The 26,656-nt window shown below is 56.0% G+C and carries 26 protein-coding genes; 6 read left to right on the top strand and 20 right to left on the bottom strand.

Features of this window, described 5'->3' with window-relative positions:
• Positions 1-7: 7 nt before the first annotated feature.
• A complete protein-coding gene (locus Pla100_RS12975; RefSeq protein ID WP_146578077.1) occupies positions 8-883 on the bottom strand; it encodes a DNA adenine methylase in 876 nt (291 codons plus the stop codon).
• A 67-nt stretch (positions 884-950) separates the two neighbouring features.
• Positions 951-1,703, bottom strand: coding sequence for a hypothetical protein (locus Pla100_RS12980; RefSeq protein WP_146578078.1), 753 nt, complete (start codon positions 1,701-1,703; stop codon positions 951-953).
• Positions 1,704-1,769: 66 nt separating this feature from the next.
• Here Pla100_RS12980 and Pla100_RS12985 point away from each other — a divergent pair, with 66 nt between their 5' ends.
• On the top strand, positions 1,770-2,615 hold the full coding sequence (locus Pla100_RS12985; protein ID WP_146578171.1) for an SDR family NAD(P)-dependent oxidoreductase: 846 nt from the start codon (positions 1,770-1,772) through the stop codon (positions 2,613-2,615).
• Between the two features lie 289 nt (positions 2,616-2,904).
• Here the strand turns inward: Pla100_RS12985 and Pla100_RS12990 are convergent, their stop codons facing one another.
• A complete protein-coding gene (locus tag Pla100_RS12990) occupies positions 2,905-3,699 on the bottom strand; it encodes an SDR family NAD(P)-dependent oxidoreductase (RefSeq protein ID WP_231603008.1) in 795 nt (264 codons plus the stop codon).
• 36 nt (positions 3,700-3,735) lie between these two features.
• Positions 3,736-4,770: a DUF6807 domain-containing protein gene (locus tag Pla100_RS12995; RefSeq protein ID WP_231603009.1), complete on the bottom strand. Its 1,035-nt coding sequence runs from the start codon at positions 4,768-4,770 to the stop codon at positions 3,736-3,738.
• Positions 4,771-5,036: 266 nt separating this feature from the next.
• Here Pla100_RS12995 and Pla100_RS13000 point away from each other — a divergent pair, with 266 nt between their 5' ends.
• Both Pla100_RS13000 and Pla100_RS13005 read left to right on the top strand, forming a co-directional pair.
• A complete protein-coding gene (locus Pla100_RS13000) occupies positions 5,037-6,995 on the top strand; it encodes a DUF1549 and DUF1553 domain-containing protein (protein ID WP_146578081.1) in 1,959 nt (652 codons plus the stop codon).
• A gap of 31 nt (positions 6,996-7,026) precedes the next feature.
• Positions 7,027-8,319, top strand: coding sequence for a DUF1501 domain-containing protein (locus tag Pla100_RS13005; RefSeq protein WP_146578082.1), 1,293 nt, complete (start codon positions 7,027-7,029; stop codon positions 8,317-8,319).
• Between the two features lie 59 nt (positions 8,320-8,378).
• Here Pla100_RS13005 and folE read toward each other — a convergent pair whose 3' ends face one another.
• The 11 genes from folE to Pla100_RS13060 form a co-directional block, all read right to left on the bottom strand.
• Positions 8,379-9,059, bottom strand: a complete 681-nt coding sequence (folE, locus tag Pla100_RS13010) for a GTP cyclohydrolase I FolE (RefSeq protein ID WP_146578083.1) — start codon at positions 9,057-9,059, stop codon at positions 8,379-8,381.
• Between the two features lie 331 nt (positions 9,060-9,390).
• Positions 9,391-10,431, bottom strand: a complete 1,041-nt coding sequence (locus Pla100_RS13015; RefSeq protein ID WP_231603010.1) for a type II secretion system F family protein — start codon at positions 10,429-10,431, stop codon at positions 9,391-9,393.
• A complete protein-coding gene (locus Pla100_RS13020; protein ID WP_146578084.1) occupies positions 10,428-11,060 on the bottom strand; it encodes a hypothetical protein in 633 nt (210 codons plus the stop codon). Before Pla100_RS13020 ends, Pla100_RS13015 begins: the two co-directional genes overlap by 4 nt.
• Positions 11,061-11,069: 9 nt before the next feature.
• Entirely contained in the window at positions 11,070-11,555 is a 486-nt protein-coding gene (locus Pla100_RS13025) for a hypothetical protein (protein ID WP_146578085.1), read from the bottom strand.
• 9 nt (positions 11,556-11,564) lie between these two features.
• The gene (locus Pla100_RS13030; RefSeq protein ID WP_146578086.1) at positions 11,565-11,807 is read right to left on the bottom strand and encodes a hypothetical protein; all 243 of its coding nucleotides are present in this window, start codon (positions 11,805-11,807) and stop codon (positions 11,565-11,567) included.
• 336 nt (positions 11,808-12,143) lie between these two features.
• Positions 12,144-12,398 carry a hypothetical protein gene (locus Pla100_RS13035; protein ID WP_146578087.1) on the bottom strand — a complete coding sequence of 85 codons (255 nt, stop codon included), beginning with the start codon at positions 12,396-12,398 and terminating at the stop codon, positions 12,144-12,146.
• Positions 12,399-12,425: 27 nt separating this feature from the next.
• Positions 12,426-13,961 (bottom strand): HEAT repeat domain-containing protein, encoded by a 1,536-nt coding sequence (locus Pla100_RS13040; protein ID WP_146578088.1) that lies wholly within the window; start codon positions 13,959-13,961, stop codon positions 12,426-12,428.
• A complete protein-coding gene (locus tag Pla100_RS13045) occupies positions 13,948-14,352 on the bottom strand; it encodes a hypothetical protein (RefSeq protein WP_146578089.1) in 405 nt (134 codons plus the stop codon). The genes Pla100_RS13040 and Pla100_RS13045 overlap by 14 nt, the downstream gene beginning before the upstream one ends.
• 42 nt (positions 14,353-14,394) lie before the next feature.
• The gene (locus tag Pla100_RS13050) at positions 14,395-15,189 is read right to left on the bottom strand and encodes a hypothetical protein (protein WP_146578090.1); all 795 of its coding nucleotides are present in this window, start codon (positions 15,187-15,189) and stop codon (positions 14,395-14,397) included.
• A 223-nt stretch (positions 15,190-15,412) separates the two neighbouring features.
• Complete coding sequence (locus Pla100_RS13055; protein WP_146578091.1) at positions 15,413-16,597, bottom strand: trans-sulfuration enzyme family protein; 1,185 nt, start codon at positions 16,595-16,597, stop codon at positions 15,413-15,415.
• Between the two features lies 1 nt (position 16,598).
• Positions 16,599-17,921 carry a trans-sulfuration enzyme family protein gene (locus Pla100_RS13060; RefSeq protein ID WP_146578092.1) on the bottom strand — a complete coding sequence of 441 codons (1,323 nt, stop codon included), beginning with the start codon at positions 17,919-17,921 and terminating at the stop codon, positions 16,599-16,601.
• Positions 17,922-18,159: 238 nt separating this feature from the next.
• On the opposite strand from Pla100_RS13060, the gene Pla100_RS13065 reads away from it, so the two are divergent.
• Positions 18,160-19,581 (top strand): hypothetical protein, encoded by a 1,422-nt coding sequence (locus Pla100_RS13065; protein WP_146578093.1) that lies wholly within the window; start codon positions 18,160-18,162, stop codon positions 19,579-19,581.
• Positions 19,582-19,798: 217 nt separating this feature from the next.
• Here Pla100_RS13065 and Pla100_RS13070 read toward each other — a convergent pair whose 3' ends face one another.
• The 3 genes from Pla100_RS13070 to Pla100_RS13080 form a co-directional block, all read right to left on the bottom strand.
• Positions 19,799-20,557, bottom strand: coding sequence for a hypothetical protein (locus Pla100_RS13070; protein ID WP_146578094.1), 759 nt, complete (start codon positions 20,555-20,557; stop codon positions 19,799-19,801).
• A gap of 119 nt (positions 20,558-20,676) precedes the next feature.
• Complete coding sequence (locus Pla100_RS13075) at positions 20,677-21,675, bottom strand: SMP-30/gluconolactonase/LRE family protein (RefSeq protein WP_146578095.1); 999 nt, start codon at positions 21,673-21,675, stop codon at positions 20,677-20,679.
• Positions 21,676-21,740: 65 nt separating this feature from the next.
• Positions 21,741-22,370 (bottom strand): Uma2 family endonuclease, encoded by a 630-nt coding sequence (locus tag Pla100_RS13080; protein WP_197167898.1) that lies wholly within the window; start codon positions 22,368-22,370, stop codon positions 21,741-21,743.
• Positions 22,371-22,535: 165 nt separating this feature from the next.
• Between Pla100_RS13080 and Pla100_RS30745 the strand changes: the two genes are divergently transcribed.
• Positions 22,536-22,700 carry a hypothetical protein gene (locus tag Pla100_RS30745; RefSeq protein WP_197167899.1) on the top strand — a complete coding sequence of 55 codons (165 nt, stop codon included), beginning with the start codon at positions 22,536-22,538 and terminating at the stop codon, positions 22,698-22,700.
• Positions 22,701-22,784: 84 nt separating this feature from the next.
• Here Pla100_RS30745 and Pla100_RS13085 read toward each other — a convergent pair whose 3' ends face one another.
• Positions 22,785-25,067 (bottom strand): FAD-dependent oxidoreductase, encoded by a 2,283-nt coding sequence (locus Pla100_RS13085; RefSeq protein WP_231603019.1) that lies wholly within the window; start codon positions 25,065-25,067, stop codon positions 22,785-22,787.
• Between the two features lie 433 nt (positions 25,068-25,500).
• Between Pla100_RS13085 and Pla100_RS13090 the strand changes: the two genes are divergently transcribed.
• Positions 25,501-25,863 (top strand): HPF/RaiA family ribosome-associated protein, encoded by a 363-nt coding sequence (locus Pla100_RS13090; RefSeq protein ID WP_146578098.1) that lies wholly within the window; start codon positions 25,501-25,503, stop codon positions 25,861-25,863.
• A gap of 402 nt (positions 25,864-26,265) precedes the next feature.
• Here the strand turns inward: Pla100_RS13090 and Pla100_RS13095 are convergent, their stop codons facing one another.
• Positions 26,266-26,628 carry a 2Fe-2S iron-sulfur cluster-binding protein gene (locus Pla100_RS13095; RefSeq protein ID WP_146578099.1) on the bottom strand — a complete coding sequence of 121 codons (363 nt, stop codon included), beginning with the start codon at positions 26,626-26,628 and terminating at the stop codon, positions 26,266-26,268.
• Between the last annotated feature and the right edge of the window lie 28 nt (positions 26,629-26,656).

Here is a 26,656-nt window from a genome sequence, read left to right on the forward strand (position 1 = left end):
TCAATGTTTAAAAGTTACACCACAAGCATTCGGTTTTCTTCTCTTTGATCTTGCCCGCCGCGGCTTTGTTGTCGATTTGGTAGTCGTGTCGGTTCCATCCGAGGCGTTGTTCCCAACGCGTGTACAGATCACTGGGATAACCACTGAGCATGAACTTGCCCTGAACTTGCGACAGGGCGCTGAGCAGATCCTCATGTTCGGCGACGGTCATCTCGAAGGCATACTCTCCCGTCGTTGATCGCGATTCATGTAAATAAGGTGGGTCGCAATAGAACAGAGTCTTGAAGCCGTCTTGTTTGCGGATGACATCGGTGGCGGGTTGGTTCAAAATCACGACGTTTCGCAAACGACGATGGACGTCGGCGAGTCCTTCTACCACATTCAACCAAGCCGACACCTGTTCGTTCATTCGGCTCCGCGTTCGGTTTCGCGAGAGGGTCGCGAAGTCCCTCATCAGACCTTGGCGTGACTGTCGCGCGAGGATGAAGAACTGCACGGCCCGTTCGACCGGGCAAGCCTCGGGATCACCTTGGAACTGTCGTGAATACTCCAACGCTTGATCGAACTCCGCTTCACTAAACGGCGTTATTTCGATTCTTGTTCGAAATGCTTCAAAATGTTCAGGGTTTTGAAGCACTCTCCAAAAATTAATGAGTTCACCGTGTAGGTCGTTGGCAACCTCACTGCTGCCCTTTTCAGCGGCCGGCAATTTTTCATCGCCCGACGCCATCCAATCTCGGGCCGGATCGCGGGCTAGCAAAATCCCCCCACCACCAAAAAAGGGCTCGACGTAGTGCAGGTGAGGCGGCATCAAGTCGATGATCCATTTCCTCAAGTAGTATTTCCCACCGTGCCATTTCAGGGGTTGAGTCAATGACGTCATGAATGTCTTTTTCGCGAAAACTCAGTAAGAATGATATGTTGTGATACGCGCCGAATTCGGACGCGATTCACAACGTTACCCAACCTGGTCGACTCGGACGAGAGCCCCGATTGCGGTGGATCGATTGGAGGGCGGGCATCCAAAGCAGCTGTTCGGCCACGGCGAGCAGAGCCGACGGGTCGATCGGTTTGAACAGACAGCGGGTCGACGCGGATAACGACTCGGTCTTTTTCTCCAGTCCCGCCCATTGGTATTCGGCCAACAAGATCGCGGGAAGATCCGGGTGAGTTTGACGTATCTGAGCCAAGGCATCGAGCACACCCGGGGCATCGTCGCCGACATCCCAAACGATCAAATCGATGTTTCGGTTGTCGGCGTCCATCGGGCCCGTTGGCGTGCCGGAAACGGGCGTCGGATTAACCGTCGGCGGCAACCCCCGATCGCCTTCATCGACGCGAATTCCGCCGCGGGCCGCGTCGTCAACCAGGTCGATCAGTTCGTTGGTCATTCGCTGGATATTGGTTTCAGGCGTTGCAAGGGGCTCTGGTGACGGGAAAATCGTTGTCGGTGAGATACCGCACGCCTTATAGACCGCATCGACCGTTCGCGCACACAGGCATCGCATCCCGCCATGATGCAGGACCCCGGCCGTGGCCAGTAAAGACAGCGGTTTGGCGTCGGCGACCACGACGGTCGCGCCGTTCTTAAATGCGGCTTGGGAGGTCGCGTTGGGTTTCATCGAATCGCACTCATCGAGATCAATGGGAATATCGGCTTTGTAAGCATCTATCAAAACGCAAACTCCGGTGGCAAGTCCCAAGGATGCCAGCGAAGCGTTATATTCACGACTGATTTCTTCAATCCTTCCTCCTTGACCTACTCGACCATGACTGATTCCGGCGATTCTCAGCAACCCTCTCCTACCGGCTTCTCATCACGTCCTTTGTCAGGCAAGCGAGCGGTCGTTTCAGGCAGTTCGCTAGGCATCGGTCGTGGCATCGCGATCGCTTTGGCCCAGGCGGGGGCGGAAGTCACGATCAATTACCGATCGCACCCCGAACAAGCCGACGAGGTGGTTCAAAAGTGCGAATCACACGGTGTGCGGGCTCACGCGATCGCCGCCGATATGGGGATTCAGTCCGATGTCGAACGGCTCGTCGATGAAGCGGCCGAGTTGATGGGCGGATTGGATATCGTGGTTTCCAACGCGGCCTACAGCGACCGGCATACGATGTTGGCCTCGGATCTTGATGAGTTTCGCAAGACGATCGACATCAGTATGTGGGGTGCGTTTTATCTGATCCGCCGCGGTGCCCAAAAGATGGTCGATGCCGGCCAAGGCGGCAACATCGTCGTCATCAGCAGTCCACACGCGCACATGCCGATGCCCGGCGCGATGGCGTATAACATGGCCAAAGCCGCCAACGATCAGATGGCCAAGACCGCCGCCGTGGAACTGTGCCGCGATCGAATCCGCGTTAACGTCGTTCATCCCGGGTGGATCGACACGCCCGGCGAGCGCAAATTCTTCAGTGAAGAAACCTTGGCCAACGAGTCGGCTAAGTTGCCCTGGAATCGTTTGGGACGTCCCGACGAAATTGGTCGGGGCGTCGTGTTCCTGTGCGATCCGGCGAGCCAATACATCACCGGCAGCACGCTGACGATCGACGGCGGAATTCAATTACCGTGGCGGGAGATGTACCGCGTCGAAGAAGCTGAAAAACTGTCTTAGTTCGGTTCCGCCGCAACCATAAAAGCCCGACGCGCAACGGCGTGTTGACTGAGTGCACGTTTGGGCGTTTTCGTTTAACGGCAAGCCGCAGGCGTCTGGGTTTTCAAACTCTGTCGCCTGTGGCTTGCCGTTAAACGATTCAATCAAACTCTGTCGCCTGTGGCTTGCCGTTAAACGATTCAATCAACAGACAGGCAAGCGAGTGGCTCTGCTGGGACGTGGGTGAATCGAATATATTGGTCTTGTGATGCCAATAGCCTGTCCGACGTCGAGCCTGTCCGACGTCGGGCTATGGCGCGTCGGGCTGCTGCCAAATGCTCATCCCGCCGTCGACGTAAATCGTTTGCCCGTGAACGTGCTCGGCCGCGTCACTGAGCAGGAAGACGACCGCTCCACCACAAACATCCGGTGTGGGTACCTTTCCGTTGGGCGTGTGAAGCTCCATCCACCGGCCGATCCGTTGGTCGTCGATCGCGGGATTGGTCAGCGGCGTTCGCACCAAACCTGGAGCCATGGAATTGACCCGAATCCCAAGCGGTGCCAATGAAACGCACAGCGAACGGACCATCGCGGCGACGGCTCCTTTGGAGGTGTCGTAGGCCGTGTGATCAGGTTCGGCCAGGATTCCGTTGATCGAGCCTGTAAACACGACTCGTCCGCGAACGCCTTCATGCACCCAGCGTCGGGCGAACGCTTGGGTCAAAAAGTATCCGGCGGCAACGTTGAGATTCATCGTTCGGTCATAAATTGCCGGTGTCATTTCCAGGAACGGTAGGTCGATGAACGTGCCCGCGTTATTGACCAGTGCATTGATACCAGGCGAGCAATCTTCGACCCGCTGCATCAAATCATCCAGCCAGGCCGTCGATGGTTCGGACAGATCACATGTGATCAAATCTGCCTGAACCCCTTCAGAGCGACAATCGTTCAACGTTTGCTCAGCGATCGCGTCATCGACCAGTCCCACCAAAACGACGTCGCCACCCGCAGCGGCGATCGATCTGGCGATCGCCCCTCCCACTCCCTGCGTCCCGCCGGTAATGAGCACGCGGAGGCCTTGTAACGAGAATGGAGTTGTTGGCATATCGGACGGTTTCATCAAATGAGCGCGAGACGTGCGTTACCGGCTGTAGTCGAGGTAGTGTTGTTTCGTTGTCGGTTCATCAAAGAGACCGTCGTGCAAGACAACTCGAAAGTCCAGGGTTAACGACTCGTTCTTGCGGATCCTGACACCTTCGTACTCGGGCAAACCAAAGTGCCGCCGAGCGAACGGGTTCGCCGCAAACAAACCGTACGTGCGAACGTGCCAGCGACACTCTGGGAGATGATTCGTCGGATGGTACATCATCGTGATGCCGCCGACGGGTAAGTCCGATGCGAGCAATTCCTCTTTGGTTTGAACACGAGTCCCGTCGATGTGACTCGTTGGCAATAGCGGGCCGCTGTAATCGACCCATGCCGAGGGCTTACTCCATGTGTCCGCATCCCGCAGCCCTTCGGCGTTGATGATCGTGCCACCGATCCGCTTGTCCATTTTCTTCGCATCGACCTTCATCGTGCCAGCGACGCGAACGCCGAAACTGCCTTCCTTGGTATCGCCGAAGGTGACGTCGCCGTCGCCGGCGATCAGTTCGATCGTGGTATCAATCACCGTATCGCCGTGCGATTGGGTGAAGCGAAATCGCCGGACGTCGCTGAGCAGTGTTTGTCCGTCGTGGTCCTGCCAATCATTTTTAGTCGTCAGGACCACTGCGTTGCCGTCGACTTGAACTTGCGATTCACGTTGAACGATCTTTCCTACGTGCGATTTGTCGTCATCGATCCAAAAGTCCAGACCGTTGACGATTCCGTGCGTGAACCAAAACGAGCGGTGGTGGTCGTGATCTTCCTTCTCAAAATCACGAGGTGGGCCGATCGGGAACCGGCGCGTCAGTTCCAATCCGCTCGGCGTTTTGACAGGGAAAAAACCAGGCGTGCCGGCGAGATCCCCGTAATAAGTGGTTACCAACTCGCCTTGGCAGCGGATTTCCCACGCGGATGAATCGCCATCGGGGTGCCCGACGGACCACTGATTCTTTTCAGCCGGGACGTTCTGAACCTGAGCATCTCCGCCGCGAATTTCATCCGCCGCAGTCGTTCGGGTGAGCAACCCCAACCAACCACAATCGACCGAAATGACGAGAACCACAAGCCCGCACCAAAAGGGTGGGGCTGACGTGGCGGGAAACGGGGGGAGGCTCGAGACGTGGGACCGAGAGGTGTTCATCATGATTATTCGTCAAATTTTGCTTCAACAAGAGTATCAAGATCGACAAACACCAGTTTCGGCGTGCACGATCAAGCGGCGATCAGTTATCATAAGAGGTGACTCGACGGGGTTCCATCTCCCCTTAACTATTCTCTTCAACAGTTATCCGTTCCATGATGAGTTTACACCGATCGATCAAAACGATTGGCCTCGCGATCGCAATACTCGGCATCCTGTTCGTCGCATCGGCCACATCCGCTTCGGCTCAGTCGTCGCGAAACAAAAAGGCACCGCCCAAGCCCGTCACGAGCAAGTTGCCCGAAAGCGTTCGCGATGGAAAGCCGGCTGAGATCAAGGTTGCCAAAGTTCGTGTGCCGCGTGTGGAAATCGCAGCATCGGCGGCGATGCTTGACGGCTTGGTCGAACAAAAACTGTTGTCCGAGTCGATCACGCCCGGGGACTTGGCCTCCGATGAAAAGTTCTTGCGGCGGATTTACCTGGATGTGGCTGGCCGCATCCCGACATTGAAAGAGGCGACCGAGTTCTTGGAGTCCAAGGATGACGATCGGCGTGAGAAGTTGATCGACCAGCTGCTAGGCAGCCCTGACTATGTGAGTAATTTTTATAACTTTTGGGCCGATACGCTGCGGTTGATTGACCGGCCGCAACCGAACATCGTCGTGGACCCCTACAACGGCTACGTGAAGCAGTGCATTGCCGAAAACAAACCCTACGACAAATGGGTTTACGAGATGCTGACCGCTGACGGAAAAGTTTGGGACAACCCGGCGACGGGTTACCAACTTCGAGACGAAGGCATGCCGTTACCCTACGTCGATAACACGGTGCGGATTTTTCTCGGGACACAGATTGGTTGCGCCCAATGCCACGATCATCCGTTCGATGTTTGGACCCAGCACGAGTTTTATAAACTCGCGGCGTTCACGGCAGGAACACGAACCCGAATCATGCGAGGTGATCCTGGTTTCGAGAAAGGCAATCCAGCTCAAGCATTGATTCAAAAAGCCCGTGAGCATTTTCCCAATGGACGCGTGCCGGGGGAATTTCAACGATTAGCTCAAGCGAACACATACATGGTTCGGGAAGTCAAAGCCGACCTGCGGTTGCCGCATGATTACGCATACAGCGACGCAAAACCAAAAGACAAAGTTGAACCCGCCGTTTTGTGGGGCGAAATCCCTTCTTCGGCTAGCAACAGTTCACCCCGCGAGCAATTCGCCGCTTGGGTAACCGACGCGTCCAATCCATTCTTTAGCAAGATGATCGTCAACCGCATTTGGCAACGCTTGCTCGGGGTGGGATTGGTTGAACCGGTCGACGACTTCAACGAAGACAACCCTTGTGTCAATGAGCCGTTGATGGAATTCCTGCAACAAGAAATGGTCCGGCGGGATTTCGACTTGAAGGAGTTCACCCGGATGGTGCTGTACAGTCAAACCTATCAGCGTGAAGCGTTCGACTATGACATCACCGACGGCGAACCCTACTATTTTCCCGGTCCGACGGTTCGCCGGATGACGGCCGAACAGGTGTGGGATTCCATCTTGACGCTCGCCGCGCCCAATCCGATGCCGTTTCAACGGCCGACCGCCGAGGACATGCGAGACATCATGGATGTTGATTTTGGCACGATGACGTTTGAACGCATGTTGCAACGTGTCGAACGTTTCGGTGACACGTACTTCAGCCGCGGGTATCAACGCGAACTCAGACAACACGCCTACAAAGGTATTGTGCTGTGCCGTGCCAGCGAACTGCCATCGCCACTGCCCGGCGACCATTTTCTTAGGCAGTTTGGTCAGGGTGATCGGGAGGTCATCAATGGCAGCCAATCCGAAGCGACCGTTCCGCAGATCTTGTCGATGTTCAACGGTGCCATCACCCACGTGATGTTGGAACCAGGTTCTGCACTGGTCGACAATGTTTTGAAACTCAATAAACCCGCCGATCAAATGGATGCGATTTTTGTCAGCATCTTAGCTCGAGAGCCGAAACCGGCGGATCGCGTCGTGGCCGCCAAGGAATTCAGTCAGCAACAGTACGATACCGTCGCGTTAGGAAACATCGCTTGGGCATTGCTCAATACCCGCGAGTTTTTGTTCATCCAATAATCCATTCCCCTACGGAACCAATTGCCCAATCATGTCTGGAATCGAATTTGATCTCGAAGATCGTCGTCAGTTCATCAGCCGCGTGGCACGCCAAACGCTGGGCGTTTCGTTTGCCGGTGGATTCATGGGCAGCCAGATCCTCGACAACGAAACGACGGCCGCAGCAGTTTCGTCGGGCAAAGCCAAGCATGTGATCTATCTGTTTATGGACGGAGCGATGACGCACTTGGATACATTCGATCCGAAAGTAGGCGTCGAAGAAGCCGGGGAGACCAAGCCCATTGCCACCCGCGTTCCTGGTATCCAATATGGCGACCGGTTCCCGAAGTTGGCGTACTTGGCCGGTGCGATCGCGGTCGTTCGGTCGTTGAATACCGAGACCGGTGCTCACGAGCCCGCGCGGTACTTAATGAGAACCGCCTATAAGCAAATCAACAGCATCCGCCATCCGGCGTTAGGTGCATGGATGGTTGATCGAATGGGACGAGAGAACAAAGAGCTCCCCGGCAACTTCTTGATCGGTAGCGGCAACCGACACCCTGGCGCCGGGTTTCTACCGCCTTCGCTTTCGCCGGTTCCGATCGCGAACGCAAAAAGTGGTTTGCAGGACATCAAGTTGCCGAGCTACCTCAGCGACGATCTCTTTTCGCGGCGGTTGTTTTTGGCAAGCAAGTTCGACAAAGAATTTCAGTCAACGCGAAAAAATAATGCCGTTGAAGCGTACAACCAACTGTATGTGGAAACACAAAAGCTAATGGGAAGCGAGCACTTAAAGGTCTTTAATATCAACGACGAGCCAGCCGCAGTGAAGGAACAGTACGGCGACAACTCATTCGGGCAAGGCTGTTTGCTAGCGCGACGATTGGTGCAGGCCGGTGCTCGATTTGTGGAAGTCAATGATGGCGGTTGGGATATGCACCAAGAAATCTATGATCGTTTGGATTCGAAAGCATCCAACGTCGATACCGCGGTCAGCGCATTGATGCGAGATTTGCACGCCAAGGGCTTACTCGGTGAAACATTGATCGTGCTAACGACTGAGTTCGGCCGAAAACCCAAACTCAACGCCAACGCCGGGCGCGACCACCACCCGGGCGCCTTCAGCAGTTTGTTGGCCGGAGCGGGTATCAAGGGAGGCCAAGTTTACGGGGCCTCGGATAAACACGGCCACTCGGTCGAAACGGACGGTTGCAGCGTCTCGGCATTCAACAAGACGATTGCCGCAGCGGCCGGTCTGCCTCTCGAAGAAGATTTTTTCGCCCCCAATGGTCGTCCCTTCAAGATCGGTGGAACGGCCGATCCGATTACCGAGCTATTGGCTTAACGCTCCATTGGCCGGAGTTCACGTGCCGATGTGTTGTTGGTCTTCTCTGGCAGACCGGCTCAGGAAGGTTCGCGATTAATCAATCCGAGGACCTCGGCCCGCGATTTCGGATCGGTCTTGAACGTGCCACGCATCGCACTGGTCAGGCACAGGCTGCCTGGTTTGCGGATGCCCCTCATCGTCATGCAACTGTGAGTTGATTCGATGACGACCGCTACGCCACGGGCTGATAAGCGTTCTTCGATTAAGTTGGCGACCGTGTGCGTCATTCGTTCTTGCACTTGAGGACGACGGGCGACCTCCTCGACGACACGTGCAAGCTTACTCAAGCCGACGACCTTGCCGCTGGGCAAATACGCGATGTGCGCCTTGCCCGTGAAGGGCAGCAGGTGGTGTTCGCACATGCTGCAGAAGCTGATATCGCGAACCAAGACGATTTCGTCGTAGTCCTCCACAAAAACCTTATCGAGGTGACGTCCCGGGTCGGATTTCAGGCCGGCGAACATTTCCGCGTACATCCGCGCCACTCTCGCCGGTGTTTCGAGCAATCCGTCACGCTCAGGATCCTCACCAACCGCCTCCAAAATGACCTTCACGGCAGCTTCAATCGCCTTAAAGTCGACCGCGTCGTTTTTCGGCGCATTCCGATCGACAAAAAACGGATTGGGGGTGACGGCGTGGCCGTTTTCAGCTTGCGAGGGTTCCGCGTCAGAAGAAGAGTCTTTCGTCGGTGTGAGCATTCAATCAAATTCCTAGAGTCATCGATGGGGACCCACGATTGTAGGCGATCGCCTAGCCTCTCGTAGCCCTATTGAACCCGATTGGCCTGATCCCGATGGCTATACGGCAGGTTGCCTCAAGAAGTTTGGCCGAATCGGCGCAAAGGAACTGTTCGAAAATAACTTCGGTATTTGCATCAAGCAAGAGAATCGGAACCCGAAGCGTCAGCTAGGGATACATACTGAGGGTTTAATGGCGTTGAATCCCTCGCTCACGCATCGGGTTACGATTAAATCAACACGCCGTCACGCGTCGGGTTACGAAATCAGGCAGTTATTTGCGAACAGTTCCTTAGATCCCCTGCAGGGCTTCGTTGTAAACTCCCGCGATGCTCATCACGATCCGGAAAATCACGAACAAAATCGCTCCAGCGACGCCCAGCCAAACCACTCCGGTGGCCACCCCCGAAATGGTTTTCATGGCCGCTTTGGCTCGCTCGTCGTAATCGCGGGCGACATAGTCGATCGTCTCCGAATCGGTCCCTGAAATCTCTGCAACGCCGACCTGAGTTAAGAATTCATCTGGAAACAGCGATGTCGCCTGCAACGCGTCGGTCAATGTACCGCCGGCGCGAATATTATTCTCGGCGTCTTCGGCTCCCGAGCGGTAGTAGTCACTGTCGGTCGCATCCAGTGCCAGCTTGATCGCCGCAATCGGGTTCAATCCGGCATCGAGGGCGAGGGCGAGCGTCCAGGTAAATCGGGACAACGTGATCGTCTGAATCGCGTTGCCGATGACCGGGATCTTGTAAAGCAACGGGATCGTGTTTTGCACACCACCAATGTTCTTTTGAAACGCTGTGATCGCTGCCAAGACGATCGCAAAGAATCCAGCGATGTAAGCCCAGAACACCAAGACGCCGCTCGAACCCCTCAGTCCCAGTCCGAGCAAATCCATCATCTCCCCGCCGGCCGATGGGGTCACATTGCCCATGATCCAGATCAACAGTGAGATCACCCCGATCCCGAGGATCAATTGGATTGAAGGCCACGTGATCGCCCGAACAAAATCATTCTTTAATCGAACCTGTTGCTCGTAGTGGTCGGCTAGCTTGAGCAATGTCCGTTCTAAGCGACCGGTCGCTTCGCCGACCTTGACCATCGAACGCAACAGCGGTGGAAAGAAATGACTATTCTGATTCATGCCGTCGGCGAGCGCGGTGCCTCTGGCCGCTTCGGCACGCAATGCCTCCATCGCCGCTCGCTGTCGTGGCGAGCCATGTTTGGCTTCGCTATCGAGCAAGCGCAACAGGTCCGCACCGGCTCGATGGCCGATGCCGAAACGTCGACAAAAATCTCGACACGCCTTCAGCGGCATCCGGCGACTGATCAAGGACGCATCCTCGATGCGTTAGGGGAGAATGAGTTGGCAGCGAAGGTACCGGCGGGCAAGGGGCCGTATAATTTGGAGTATTCTACTTCCGCATATGCTAGCATCTTGGCAACCAATTCCTCCGGTGCAGAGGGATGTTGACGAAGCCGCACCATGCGATCGATCGCCAGATCGTAAGTCGCTCGCGATGCCGATCCGCGTCCGGCCAGATGCAACGATCGTGCATTGCGGACCAATGATTTGATTTCCTCAATCTGTTCGTCTGGCGAAGCCGCATGGCGGTGTCGGGCGTGCCAAGCGATCCGACGAGGGTCCTCGCCGAGCAATTGACGATCGATCTCTTGATGATCGATGATCGTCGCAGATACGGAAACACCGGAACTGGTTTCGATGCCACCGAATTGAGATTGCGGCATCGGTCCGAAGCCGGGAATTCCTCTCGACCGACTGCCGGTAGCGGACGTCCGGTTGCCGCCGAGGTAGGTTGATCCCTGATCAGGGACCAAGACGCCGCCGCTGTAAGAGAACTGCCGGATGCTGGGCAACTGCACGACCTGCGACAACGCTTTTGACGTCATCGAAGCCAGCGCGAAGCAAATCAACCCGGTTCGGAAAATGGTAGGAATCATTCCTAGAGTTTACCCGACTGCGGGTGACTTCGCGATCGGATAGGGGCCCGGATGAGCCGCCAGCCACTTGAAAAATTTGTCGCGGAAATCGTCCGCAGACAAACCGATCACTTCCAAGCCGATGTCCTCGCCGAACCAATGATCACGAATCTCGGCGAGCGATTGCTTGATGGCCACTTGAACCTGGTTCGTCTGCGACGGATCAAGTATTTGCCGGAAGAGTGACAATTTGCTCGATGTGTCGTCGCTACGGACCAGTTCGCATAAACGTCCGTCTTCGGCCGCGAGTTTGCGTCCCTCGACATAAGCCCGCCGCAATTCACCTCGGGTGTTGAAATGAAAGACCGGGTCTTGTTCGACGAACAAGCTCATGGCGTCTTCGCACCGCCACCCGATAATCCACTGCTGCGAATTAGGGCCGGTCAGCCGACCTCGCTGGGGCAGATTCACACCCTCGGCAAACAAATCTTCACGATCGGCTTCACGTTTAGCCATCACGGCGAGTCAGCGTTGAGTCTGATCTTCCGCAGGCTTCGAGCCCGATTGGGGCGTCGTGTTTTCGTATCGATTGTTTTTCTGGGTGTGCTGAGGGTCTTCGTTCTCCTCTCGTTGTGTCGTTCGCATGACCTTGTAAGTCAAGCCATGGACCGTTTGGATGAACGAGGGAGCGTGAATGGGCGCGAACATGGGATTGTTCTCTGGAAAAGTTGCATTGACGTTCGTTTCTTCGAACGAAAGGTAGCTCATGGAACTAACTTTCGTCCTCTTTACCAATACGAAGCAATCGCGATGCCAAGAAGTTGCCACATTTGCAACACGGCTGTTTTGATTGTAGCGATTAGCCTTCTTTATCGCTAAGAACAGCACCTCAGGCGACGACAGCGGTGGAATGAGTCACCTAAATGGCTTCTTGGTGCAGGCGGGGTGAAGTGTCAGGTGAGGTCAAAAGGACTGCGTCTGTCGTCGCGTTGAATACAGGCTCATTCGGCCACCGAATGTCTTGGCGACTTTCACTACGGCCTCATCTCTACGAATGATTCGCCAACGGGGCACGGAAAGGAATTCCGCGAATCCGGGTTGCCATTACATTTCGGTGAAGGCATCCGGGTCGGCCAAGGCTTGGTCCGCCCTGCGAATTTCTTCGGCGAAGGTTTGCATGGCACCACTTACCCGGGTCAATGTCGGTGCCAACGTATTGAGGGCTTGCTCCTCGAATTGTCGAGCGGGTTCGTCTTGCCAGTTTTCTTTGGTGCGCTGCCATTGTTCGGCGAAATCGAGAAATTCCTGACGCACTCGTGTTTGGCTCTCGTAGAGCGATCCCATTGCAAACGAATTCATCAAACTTGCCTCATTTTCAATCACCATTCAGATGCCTTGCGGATTGAACGACCGCAGCATTTTTCGACCTTTGTAGAGATGAAACATGTCCCGACTTTGCGGTGGACGCAATCGACCGGCGGTGGGGAGATCCATGGTTTCGAGTCCGTCGGTGACGACGAGGCACTGAGTTCCGTCACGCTCGGCCGAAAAGATGGCGGCGGTTTCGTCCAAGAAAAAGCCGAGTAGTTCGACTTGAAGAGCCTCGTACCCGAGTCGTTCCAAATGAGCCCGCATCGGTTCGGTCAGTCGCACCTGGGCATCGTTGAGTTCTCTAGCTCCGACGGTAAAGATGTCGTCGTGTTCGGCATGCCAACCGGCATAAATTGCGTAGATGTCTTCGGGCGGTAAATCGGCGACGTCGGCCGACAACGCGAACGTCGTCGGCCCGGCGATTGCGATATTGCTGTATTGTCGCTCACCGAAGGAGTATTCGAATCGCACCAAGAACACGTCGACCGGGTCATGATAACTCGGCCACAAGATCCGGCGTGAATCGATGACCTCGACATGCGTCGGGGGCACGCCCATTTGTTGAGGTTGCGACAACCACAACGCCACTTCGGCCTCGGCCGTTGCGTCGGGTTCGCGGTACTGCGGATCGATCTGATCGCCGATGCCGAGTTCGTCGGCGTAGGCGATCGCCCGCAAACGCGCCGAAGGTTCCTGGGTCAGCGCGATCAAATGCTGAGCACCGACGCCTTCGCCCAATCTCGCCAATGCCCCGGCCGCTTCGCATTGAACACGACGATGTCGCAGTTCGGCGGCCTTATTGAGTTCACCGATCGAGGATGGGTCGCCGATCAAGCCGACCGCGTCACATAACGAAACGGCTAACGCGACCGCTTCGCCCAAGATGGCCTGTACCTGATCCACGTCCGTGCCGAACGACCGCGGGTCTTCTTCGAACTTCGCCAAACGTTCAGCCACCGAACCGAGCAAGCGATTTAACGTGGTGACACGATCGGCGGCCGGGTGGATGGCCACACGATGAGAGCGGACTAAATGACCCGCCAGGTCCAAAATCGGTGCCGCCAACGCGGGCTCGACGATCCGATCAAGCACACCGGGAAACAACGCATCGACTGGCCAATCGGAGTGCTGCATCAACGGGCTAAGGATCTGCCCCGCCGCCATCCATCCGCGTGGTGGGCAGTCGGCCAACAACTCGTTGAGCGCGCCCAGCGATTCCTTGTTTCGAATGAGCGACAGCAGTTGCAATAACAAATATCGGTTGGCGACTTCGGGCGAAAGTTGGCGGGCGATCATCGCGATCCAATCGGTTTGCAGCCCGGTCGGTTTCCCGCCGCTGTTCTGCAAGATTCGAATATGAATCAACCGCAACAAGCCGCCCATCAATGCCGGGTCGGCGTCAGGCAATTGATCGGCCTTTTCGGTCATCATCGATAACAAGTGATCGCCGCCGATTTGCGGATCGTCGGCGAGTTGTTTCAGTGCAACACCGCCCTGCACCGGATCGACGTCGGGTTGTAACAACGTGTCGATAAGATCAGCAGGTTCCATCGTGGCGTCCTTCCGAACATTCGAACGTCAATTCGGACGCGATCGCCGCCGACCAACCCAGCGATGCGAGATCGTCTTCGTTGGCCCATCGGCTCGTTCCGCGATGATAAAGTTCCACGCCACTGATCGGACATCGGGGCGATTCCGGATCGGCATAAACATGCACGCCACCGGTATCCGGTTGTAGCCAAATCGCTTCGCATTCGTCGCACACGACAAGACCGTGGGTCAGCACCCCCGATGCATCAAAATAAGCGCGGACGCCGCATAAACCGCCGCCGCAGATCGGACAGGAAGACACGTTGTGCCGCATCGATTCCCCGGCGGCGATCGTTGAGTTGGGAATCGAGGACGATGACAAATCGTCCGGTTCGGGTGCACTGCGTGTCACGGGTTTGAGAGCTTTCGATATCGATGGAATGAATTATTGAAGTTACAGCGGAAAGGCGGTGATGACGCGATTGCCTTCGAGAACCATGCGGATGCGACGGGCCATGGGCTTGCGTTTTTGGTTGCCTTCACGGCCGCCGATGTATCCGATGCGCTTCCCCATGTCGACGGTGTAGATTGTCCGATCGCCATCCTCCTCGGTCGTGGTTCGTTGCTTCGCCTTGGCTTTCTCGAAAGCCTTTTCGATCGTCGTCAACGCTCCTTCCATGCCACCGTCGAACACACCATGCTTACCCGGTCGATTCGGTTGGTCGGCGGTGTGACGTTTCAGGTGCTCGAGCCGATGGCCTTCGGCGCTGCCGGGTGCGTAAAGCAACCCCGCAGGTGAGAGATAACGCTCAGGACCGATCTCTCGAAGCAAACCGTACTTTAACGACGGATCGGACTTGGGTGGTGAGTCGGTGGTCGCCTTGTCGGCAGTCACCCCGTCGGTCGGCGGACGGGCGGAGGCAGATTTGCTGGGCGACATCCGGTCCGCCAACGGGCCTCGTTGGGTGGGGGCTCGCGGCGCCGGAGGGTTCTTAGTCGCGCCGGGTTTGCTCGGATCGTCCTTGCTAGTTGATGGAACCGGCGAAGTCGTCGTCGTCTCAGCGCGGTCGGCGGTCGCCGCAACTTTCGTCGCCGCCACGGAGGCTTCCTGTTGCGCGATCGCCGGCAAATTCCAGCCGGTTGCTTGGTTGATCGCCGGGCGGAACATCGTGTAACCGCCGATCAAAATCGCGATCACGAGCCCGGTTGCCGTGGTTTTCGTTTTCTTTCGAGAAGGTGCGTCAGCCATGAATCATCAAGTCAGAGGAAGGGTCACTCGAAGATTATAGAGCAATTTTGCAAATCGTTCTTCCCACCATGTCGCGTCTTCTGAGACTGCTTACTGAGACTCGCCCGACAAAATTCCAAGTGAGCTGAATACGGGCTCAATGGTAACCCGCAGCGTGAGCGAGGGATGAGCAGGAATCCCTCGCTCACGCTGCGGGTTACCATTGAAGATTAGCCGACGGGCGCTACGCCGGAGGACTCAATGCGGCGTCCAAAGCGGTGCTCAAATCGGCTTGCAAGTCGTCAAAATCTTCCAGCCCGACGGATAGCCGAATCAGCGAATCGGTGATGCCGTGCCGGGCACGGGCTTCGGGAGCATACGAAGCATGAGACATCGTCGCCGGTTGTTCGATCAACGATTCGACCGCGCCAAGACTCACGGCCAAATGAAACAATCGGGTGCTTTGGCAGACTTGTTTGACTTGGTCGAGCGACGCTTCCAATTCGAACGTGATCATGGCCCCGAAACATTTTCGGTCGCCTTCGAATTCAGGGTCGAACAACTGCCCCGCTAAACCCGCTTGGCGATGTGATTTCAAACCCGGATACAGCACCGCGCGGACTTGGTCGAGCGACTCAAGCCAACGGGCCAATTTCATGGCCGTGCGTGATTGCTCGCGGACCCGCACGTCCAACGTCTTGAGCCCGCGGGCGACGAGAAAACAACTCATCGGGTCCAAGACCGCACCGGTTGCGTTCTGAATGAAATACAAACGGTCCAACAATTCCGGATTCGATACGGCCAGCGTACCGCCCAAACAATCACTGTGGCCACCCAAATACTTGGTCGCCGAATGCATCACGATATCGATCCCCCAATCCAACGGTCGCATCAACGCGGGGGTTCCAAACGTGTTGTCGACTCCCGTCAAGATGCCGCGTTGCTTGGCGATTTCGGCGATCTTGGGCAAGTCTGGGATCGTCATCCGAGGGTTGCCGATCGTCTCGCCCCAAATCAACTTCGTTTCATCGCGGATGGCCGATTGGACCGCGTCCAGGTCCGTCATGTCGACGAGCGAAACCGTTACCCCGGCCGCATCGCAAATCCGGTGCAACAATCGGTACGCGCCGCCATAGATGTCGCTGCCGGCCAAGACGTGATCGCCTGAACGCAGCAACATGGTGACGGCGTGAATGGCCGCCATCCCAGACGAAAACGCCAGTGCGCCGCATCCGCCGTCGAGCGACGCGAGCGTGGTTTGCAAACCGGTGCGGGTCGGGTTGCCGCTGCGGGAATAATCATACTTTCCCCATTCGCCCGCGCCCGGTTGTTCGAACGTGCTGGCAAAATGAACCGGGGGTACGACCGCGCCGGTCGACGGATCGACTTCATTGCCGACGTGGATGGCACGCGTGCGAAAACCAGCCATCTCAGACCGCCGCCAACGCTTGATCCAAATCGGCAATTAAGTCGTCGCTGTCTTCGATCCCGCACGAGAACCGAATCATGTTGTCGGCAATCCCGAACTTCGCACGGTCTTCGGGCGAGTAGCTGAAGTAACTCATCACGAGCGGTTGCTCGATCAGCGATTCGACGCCACCGAGGCTCGGTGCGATGCGGGCGATGCGGGCGGCATCGACCACTTTGGCGGTCTGTTTCCAATCGGCATCCTTGACGGTGAACGTGATCAACCCGCCGAAACCGTTCATTTGTTCCCGCGCGATCGCGTGGGAAGGATGCGATGCCAAGCCGGGATAATAAACCCGATCGACCCGAGGATGGTTTTCCAAAAACGTGGCGACCGCCATTCCGTTTTCGTTGTGACGTGCCATCCGCAACGCAAACGTCTTCAGGCCTCGCTCGAGCAATGAAAGATTATGAGGCGAGTTCACACTGCCCAAACAACCGCGCAAGCCTCGCACCGGATCAAGCAACTCCTTTCGCCCGCAAATCACTCCGGCCAACAAGTCGTTGTGGCCGCCTAAGTACTTTGTCGCCGAGTGCAAGACGTAGTCAACGCCGAAGTCGATCGGCTTGAGGTTCAAGGGAGTCGCCAACGTAGCGTCGATCAAGGTTTCGATCTCGTACGCTTTGCCGATCGCCGCGAACTTTTCCAAATCCACACACGTCAAATGCGGGTTGGTGGGCGACTCCGAAACGAGCGTCTTGGTTCGCGGATTGATCGCCGCTTCCATCGCATCAAAATCACCGGTGCGGACTTGTCGGGTGACGACGCCGAATCGGGCCAGATGTTTCGAACAGAACTCACGACTGCGGTGATAGCATTGATCGAAGAACACGATCTCGTCACCGGCGGATAACTTCGTCATCAACAAGCCGACGATAGCCGCCATGCCGCTGGAGTAAAGGATCGCGTCTTCGGCGCCTTCGAGCGCGGCAAGCTTCGCTTCGACGACTCGCTCGTTCGGGTTGCCATAACGACCGTATTCTTCACGGCTTTGGCGTCCTTCGACGAAATCGAGCAACTCGTCGGTCGATTCGAAGGTGAAAGTGGACGCCGAATAAATGGGTGTCGTGATCGACCCTTCGGATTTTTGCCGGGCTTCGCCGCCGTGGACGCAACGCGTCGAAACACCCGATGTCAGTTCGGGTGTCTTGTCGCCGGACGGGGGGGGCGATTGAGCAAACGCTGAAGCGTTCGGGCGGGGAGTGTCCGACAAGATCGAGTCGGAAGAAGCCTCGGTGGGCACATTCTCGGTGAAGTCCACCGAATCCATCAGATTGGTTTTCATTTCTATGGCTTTTTAGCAGTGAGGCTGCAAGCGGCCGCAAATCCCTAATAGTTTGCGGGTCGAAATCTCTGAGATTTCAACCAGTTCGCTTTTCAGGTTAGCCTGCGAATCGACCGAAGGCAACGGATAATCTTGGGATGTTTTGGATTGTCATCCCGGACGATGCCCTACAATGTGCCGGATCGGCAACCTCGCCGATTTCGTCCGTCCGACTATTGATTCCGTTGAAGTGATTTCGATGAACCGTCTGCCTGTCCGAGCGAATCAAACTGTCCGAGCGAATCAAACCTTTCGGTACCCGATCGCCATCCTGCAATACCGGCGTCGAACTGTTCGCATCGATCTCGCGATGGCGATGATGATCGTTGTACTCATCTCATCCATCGCGACCCGTTCGGTCGCCCAATCGCCCGAGGATTCCTCCGCCGGTTCGGAAGGAGGCGAAGCGATCACGCGCGTGGTCGCCGTCCCACCAATGCCGGCAGATCAAATTGCATCGGTGTTTCAAAAGGCAAGGGCATCAGACGCAATCGAAACAGTACCAGCCGATGAAAATCTCGCAGTGAAAGATTCGAACGCATCCGAACAATCCGATGATGATCCGTTACAAGGCTGGATTGCGCAGCTCGGGTCGACCGAATTTGCCGCACGTGAGCAAGCGACCGTTGCATTGCGACGGATCGGACAACCGGCGCTCCGATCACTTCGTGAGACCGCAGCCAACCACGCCGATATTGAAGTTCGAACTCGCGCATCGGATATCGCTGATGGGATCGTTCAAGGCGAAGCCGCCGGCCGAATCGACGCGTTCTTGGCTGGCCACGATGTCTCGATGGACGGATGGAACGTCGCCACGAAAATCCTCGGCGACGGTGTCCGAATTCGAGAACTCTACGTCGACTTAGTCATGCGTCATGAAGATGTCGCGCAGTCGCTCAACGGCTCGTCTGCGGATCGGCAAACGGCGCTGCGATCCGCCATCGTTCGCATCCAACGGGGAATGTTCGTTGAGCAACGATTGCCAACGGAGTCCGACGCGATCGCGTTGTTGTTGTTAATGAATGATCGATCCGTTGTGACCAACCGACTCGACGAAGGGGCACTGTTTTCGGTGCTGCAAAAGGAAGCGTCGAGTCTGCTGTTCAAGGACGCTCAACTATCCGAACCGTTTCGGCAATTGCTCGCCGGGTGGATGACCCGTGACGACGTAAGCAATCGGCAAGAAATCCTTTGGTACTCAATGAGTTGGGATCTCAAGGAAGTACTGCCGATGGTGGTCACGACGTTGAAAAAAGTCACTGATCCGGTAACGCTCGGAATGGCCTGCCAGGCGGTCGCACGGTTCGGAGTCGCGGACGACACTGAGCACGTGCGACCTTTGTTGACCGATCAGCGTCCCGTTTCCGAACAGCAATTCATGGCACAGCGTTTTTCGAGCGGCGTGTTGGTGCAAACTCAGGTCCGCGACACCGCGATGGCCGCTATCGTTTTGCTGAAAGGACGAAAGTTGTCCGAGTTCCAAATGAGCGACGATGCTCGGCATCCCAAGTACGGCTTCATCATTGATCAGATCGGCTTCCCGATCGAAGATGCCAAACCACGTGAAGATGTGTTGCAACGCGTTCGCTCGGAACTGCTCAAGGAGCAACCCGACGCATAGCGGCGTGATGATTGCTCGTCCCTCGCTCACGCTTTTTGAAGTTGCACTTTTTTCGTAACCCGCTGCGTAAGCGAGGGATCATTGATATTGGCTCATCCCTCGCTTACGCAGCGGGTTACTAAAAACCAATGCAACAGGCAAAATCGCAACTTCAACACTCACGCTGCGGGTTACCATCGAACCCGTATTGAGCGCATTTGGACTTTTGCCAGCGCATCTATTGAACGAACGGATTGGCTTGAACACCGCGCGTTACTGGGACGGACGGTGATTCCTCCCCAGAGGATGCCGGCGTTTGCGAACGTTGGTAAAACGCATCCTGGATGCTTGCGTCGGAACTTCGAACCGGAAGCCAATTCTGAGGTAGGCTCTCCAGTGCGGAATCACTGTCGTGTCTATCGTCCGGATTTAGCGAAACGTTGCGAAGTGAATCCAGCCCCAGTGACGATCCATCACCCGGTGACCGGATCGATGAAAGTCCGTCTTGAGGAAATGCTTGACGTAGACTGGCGAGATCGTCCGGATCAATCTTCATCATCGGTGCGGCAACCATCATCACGGGAACCATTACGATGGCCAACAAGACGAAGCCGGCGACAACGAAGAAACCGTTTAGGAAATACGTCACATAGCCGCGAACGATGCCGCACTTCCCCATCACCGCAATCACGAGCGCGAACGCAGTGACGGATAAGAAAGCGGATATCAAGCCAACGACCACGCTCTCGCCTTTGAGCAGGAACATCGCCACCGCCATCAGACACGAAACGAAGAAAACGGCCGTTGTCGTGGCGAAGCTGATTCCGGTGGATTTCCAAAACCCAAAATGTCCCACGCCGGCCACGGCAAGCGAGAACTTCATCGAGTACCCGGTGACGAGAAATACGCCGACCGCGAAAATCGAGATCACGCCCAACAACGGCAAACCGGCGGACGAAAGAATGGACAAAACAGGATCGGTTTGAGCGAAGTGCATGCTATCGGTCGGGGCAAGAAACGAACGGACCTTTTATGCAAATCTAGGTCACGCTAGCCACCAAACGGCACAGAAATCACAAAAACGAGAACTTATCGATCCCAAACGAAATCGTTCAATCAACGGGCCCGGTAAACCGAAGGCACGATTTTGGAAGCGTCTTCAAAATTCGTTTCGCCAACAAACAATCGTCCCGCGTTAGGGCATTTCTCTTGATCCTCGGCACTCATGTTCTCCACCGCCGTCGTGATCACCAAATGCACTCGGCCCGACTTCGCGACCAAAGCAGGGCAAGTGTTCTGAGGCGATCCTGGCGTCCGCCAGACGCACCTTAAATTCCCGGTCGCGAGATCGTAGAGACGCGTTTCACCGTGGTCGGCCACGGTCGGCAGGAAGATCGAAACAATGATTCCGTCCCCCTCGGGCGTCAGCACCGCTCCATCGGGTACCCCTGGGTCGCTGGTCAGATCGACCAACACTCGGGCCTCACCGATCGTGCCTGCATCAATGTCCAAGTCGTATTCGACGATCAATCGCGTCGGCGAATCGATATCAACCAGTTTCAACCGACCGGAATCATCGACGCGAATCATTTTGCCGTTGCTGCATACTTGGTCGTTTCGCAATGCGATCAGTTTTTGATCCTGGCCGCGATACAAGTACAAGCCGGCCTTCTTTTCGGCGAACGCTAAATCTTTGGTGCCGAAGATCAGGTTGTCTTCGTAAACCAATCCGTCGTTGATGATCGTGTTGGTGACGGCCGAATCGACATCCGATTGAAAAGGTTTCCAGGAGCGATCTGTCAAATCAAAGATCCCGAGTTCCCGCTCGACCCCCGCGACGAATCGGGTCGGCAAGCCGTCGTTATCGACGCCGTCGCACGCAAACGCGAACCCTGGCCGCCCGGGAAGATCGAAGGAACGGTTTTCATTCGTGTTGAGGTCAAGCAAGTTGATCGACCCGTGTTTGGCCGAACTTCCGTGCTGGATCCCGACCCACGACAAGTAGCCGTCTTTGGTCAGAGGGATTGGGCCTTCGGGCAAAAACCGCAGGCTATCCGAGTCGGGGACGTCGAGTGCAACCGCTTCGCGGACGATGGTTTCGTTGGAATGATTCATGGATGCAAAAAGTACCCGGTCGGCGGCCGAATCTCAAGGATGCCTCCGCCGCGCGACGCGACGGTTCAATCCGAACGTGATGCTTCTATTTCGAGTCGAAACGCCTTGATCAGCGAAATCTCGCTTTCCTGGTTCCGCTTGGCGAGCACCGTTTGGGATTTGGCCAGTGGAAAACCGAGAAGCACATGACTCTCCGATACCTCTCGGTACGCTTCGCCGTCGAGGTGATACACCCGCAATTGCTCACCATCATGTCGCCAAACCTCGCCGATTCCGAGTTTCGCAAAAAGTTCTAATTTGCGAATCGCCGATGTGGTCATCTCTACTTCGATTACCAATTCCGGGGGCGGGTCAGTCGATAGGTCGATCTCTTCTCGAACACGCATCGATTCGGCGTGGACGACGTAGAAGGATTCGTCCGCCTCGAAACCACGCTGTAGGTCCTCACGACGAAATGTCAGCGACGCAACGCTGTCGATATCGAGCTCGACAGCTTCGGCATAAGCCGCGATCAAACGACCAAGTAATGTCTTGATCTTCTCGTGCTCTTTTTTGGGACTCATCAGTTCCATCAACCCGCGGTCATAAACGATCCTTGGAAGACTCCCCCGACGACCGTCAGCCAACGCGACGTAGGTTTCCCACCGGACGTTATCCATCAGCAGACGAATCTCAGAAGGAATCGAAGCGAGCATCGAGATTGATTGGAAATGAGTTGGACGCGATCGGCACATCAACATATCCGCTGACGCCATCGTCGACAACGAAAGACCAATATTACTTGGCAGAACACGGCGTTGCTGCGACAATCGAAATACGTGCGATGAGTTCGTTGTCCTTGATCAATGAGAATGCTCCCGATGTCTACCGCCCCCAAACCATTCTTGACTCCGGAGCGATACCTTGCCCAAGAGCGAAAGGCAGCGTTCAAGAGTCAGTACTATCAAGGAGAATCGTTCGCAATGGGCGGTGCGAGTCGCGAGCACAATCTAAGCATCGCGGGATCAATGACTGATGCGTTTTAGAAGTGGCGGCGACTTTTAGTCGCCGTTTCAGGACCTGGCGACTGAAAGTCGCCACCACTTGTTGTTCAGAAGATGCCTAGAAAACTAATTCTTGGCCGGCACCCAACCGATCGCGTCGATGTGAACGTTCCCACCGGCGTTCTCTGTCGATAGGATCACCGCCACGGTTTGATTGGCCGAGAACTCGAAAGTCCCTCCATCGATCGGTGCTTCTTCGCCGTCTTCACGTTGATTGATTCGCAGTGATTTAACGGACTTGCCATCGACCTCAACCGAAACGGGAACGGTGTTTCCCCGGTTTTCATGTGGTGTGCTGTAGATCTGAAGCCGGTACTGGCCATCGCTTGGTACCTTGACGTTGAAACGCGCTTGGGCGGAAGAGTTGTTGCCCGCATAACGATATGCCCAACCGACGTAGCCCTTCAGGCCGGTTCCTTCGGCCCAATTGCCCTTGAGGATCGCGTCGCGATCATCCACGACGATCCCCGGCAGTTTCGCCGGATCGCGTCCGGGCATCGGCCCCATCGGACCGGCTTCGTCCATCGCGTCGTCGGGGATCTTGATTTCGCTGCTGACGGTTTCGCGACGGGCCTTGCCCGGCAATCGCAGTAGTTCTAACAACTCATCGAGATGCGATTCATAGACATCACGGGGATCGCAATCGTGTCGTTCGCAAATCGACGCCGCCTTGCCGACGACTTCACCCATCATGCCACACGTCTTCATCACGCGTACCGTACCAAGGGCCTCGTGCGTGACGCTGATGCAACGACCGGCCATGAATAGGTTGTCGACGTTGCGGCTGTAAAAGCATCGGTAGGGAACCGGGTATCCGTACATCCGATCAACGCGACGATCGTGAACGGCGACGCTGATGAAAGGGTTGTCGGGGAATTTTTTGGCGTACTGGTCTTTGGGGTAATGCAAGTCGATCGACCATGTGCTCGGGACACATCCGTCAGGAAAGTCTCGTTTAGCAACGATGTCGTCTTCGGTCAAAACCACGTCGCCCATCAAGCGGCGGCTCTCACGAGGGCCACCGACGAATGCCACCCAAGTCAACGTCGCGTTCTTGTGGTCGTCCGCGCCGTCGCGGTTCTTCATCGCATTGAACGCTCCATAAACCGCTCGCAAATTCCAATCGCGAATCGCTTCGGCGCCGCCGAGCGGATCTTTGTCGAAACCGCTTTCCCAAAACCACTGACCGTGATGGTCACGCGGGTACGGGAAGTCCGCCATGTTCAAGTCCAACGCCCAAGGCGTATCGGGAAACGTTTGGGGCGCATCGGTTTCGTCCCATCGCCACATGTTGCTCATGCCCATTCTTCCTTCGGAAGTCATATCAAGATCGGCGCCCGCCCACGCTCCGATCCATCCGTGACCGGTGCAGTCGACGAACCGGTCGCCCACGACTCGAAGGTCTTCCCCCGTCATCGTGTTGAGCAAACGCACGCCGGTGATGTGACGTGATGGCGGTTCATCAGAGCCGGACTTCGCATCCACCGCGTCGACGTCATAGGCGAAATGATGAAGCATCAAGTCGATGCTTTTTTCCGCCAAGACGATCAGTTCTTTTTTGTCGTCACCGAATTCCTCGAAGGTTCCCGGCGACTTCGTCGCACGATCACAAAACTCCTCGACGATTTCGCCGATGCGTGGGAACTTGCCGCGTCGGATGTTACCCATCGCCCAAACACGAACTTCACTGCTACCGTTACCACCCAGAACACCACGATCTTGAACCAACGCAACACGGCATCCCATTCGAGCGGCCGAAAGGGCTGCGCCCATTCCGGAGTAACCGCCGCCGATGACAACTAAATCATACGGCCCTTTTTCCACGGGTTTCTCCGGCAATCCCAACTGAGAACGACGCCACTGCGAGAGCACATCGTCGACCTCCGGGGGCGTCGTTTCCAAGTCAGTTGTGAGGTAAACGCAATCGCAACGTCCATCGAAACCTGTTAGGTCGTGCAAGCGAAGCTTGTGTTCGCCGGCGGCCAAGTCCAAAACGCCGCCGTCTTGCCATGCCCAAGCTGCCGATTGGGTTCCGAACGTGGTCGGTACGGTTTGATCGCCAACGATGACTTCGAATCGGCCGGGCGATGGTGACGCGTTCCAGCGTGCAACCCAATCGATCGTTCGAACCCACAATCGATAACGACCTGGGCTTTCGACCGCGAACGTAGTCGAGGCGTCTTCGACCGGACGACCGAGCCCGTGAGCGATCAAATAGGGCGATCCCATCTGCTGGATGAACTGAGTGTCCAGTTGCCAGCCACCACGATCGGCAAAGCTTTCCGTTTCGATGAAAATCTCGGCCGCCGACTCCGCCGGAGCGGGCATAGCCCACCCGACAGCGGTCATTGCCAAGCCGATGATCGTCAACGTCTGGGGCAAAACCCTCCGATACATGCGTAAATTCAAAGGAGTCTTCATTTTCATTCGAGGTGGAATTTTAGGGGAGGTTTGAAGGTGATCTCGAGCAGGCAAGTGAGCGTTTTGGCAAAGAGGGGTGTGCTCCACCGTGCGATTTCGCACGGGCCACTCAACTTTTCGGTTCGAGTGTACCGCATCAGCACCGTGGCTCAGGTGGAAACTCTAGGCGGGATTTATTTTACTCGCCCGATGAACACGAGAACCGATTAGCCAGAGAACCGATGAAACCGGGTGTGACAAAAGGTGCCAACGGCAATTCTACTCGAAATTCCGGCCCAGGTATCGGACTTGCAGTATAGTTAACTGGTGCGCCGCGGGTTGGCGGTCGCTCCGTCCTCTCCTCTTTTGAAAGGTTGGCAACATGCAAATCCAAACCCACACCGACAACCACATCCACGGTGATGAAACTCTTCGCGGCTACGTCAGCGAAGCGGTCGAACACGCCATGGCACGGTACGAAGATCGGATCACTCGGGTGGAGGTGTTCTTAGCCGAGGAACACAGTCCGGACAAATTTCATGGCGACGATGATAAACGTTGCGTGATGGAGGTCCGACTGCGTGGATTGAAACCGATGTCGGTGCGGCATCATGATTCAACAGTGCGAGACGCGTTCGAAGGTGCCGCCATAAAACTGCAACACTTGATCGAGAAGACACTCGGACGCTTGGACCATCGTCACGAGGCCGTCCAATCGGACATCGAATTAAGTTTCGATTCGTAATGCAGCGATCACCAATCGTAGGCAGGGTCGAAGCCGCTTCGGCGTAGACCCGGCAGACTAGTGCTTCGACAATATAAAAAACGTGGGTTGGCCTAAAACGTGGCACGGTGGTCCCCACCGTGATTCTCGACGAAACGTGGCACGGTGGTCCCCACGGTGATTCTCGACGAAACGTGGCACGGTGGTCCCCACCGTGATTCTCGACGATACGTGGCACGGTGGTCCCCACCGTGATTCTCGACGGAGGACCGTCGAGCCACGTTGCTAAAACCTTAAAGTCAAATGTGGATGAAGCACTCAAGGCGGCAGATTAGATGCGACTGGCCAAGCATGAATGGCTCACGGCCAAACGCCGGGTGTTCGTCGCAAAGCCTCCTCCACCCAGCCTACTTTTTACCCAGCCTACTTGGTTGTCCATTGCGGCTCAGGTTGGATCTCATCGGCTACCGGACCGCCTTGGTCTTTGCGGCCGCTGCCTTCGAGGCGACTGATCACCTTGACGGTCATGTCGTGGTCGCATGTGATTTGGCAACTTAAACGTACACCTGGTTGCGTGACTTCGCGAACTTTCAACGTTTCCTTTTCCGCGACGGTCATCTTGTCAGGCTCACCCTCGACAAACTCGACCCGGCACGTCGTGCAACGCGATACGCCGCCGCAAGCGTGAAGTTGATCGGTGCCGGCCTCATCGGTCAGAGCTTGAACGAGTCGTTTGCCGGCGGGAACGTCAAAGGTACCGACGTCTTCTACGGTGAGTTTGGGCATGAGAATCAATTGCGCAGTGAAAGTTGGA

Source organism: Neorhodopirellula pilleata, from assembly GCF_007859915.1.
Taxonomy (GTDB): Bacteria; Planctomycetota; Planctomycetia; order Pirellulales; family Pirellulaceae; genus Rhodopirellula; species Rhodopirellula pilleata.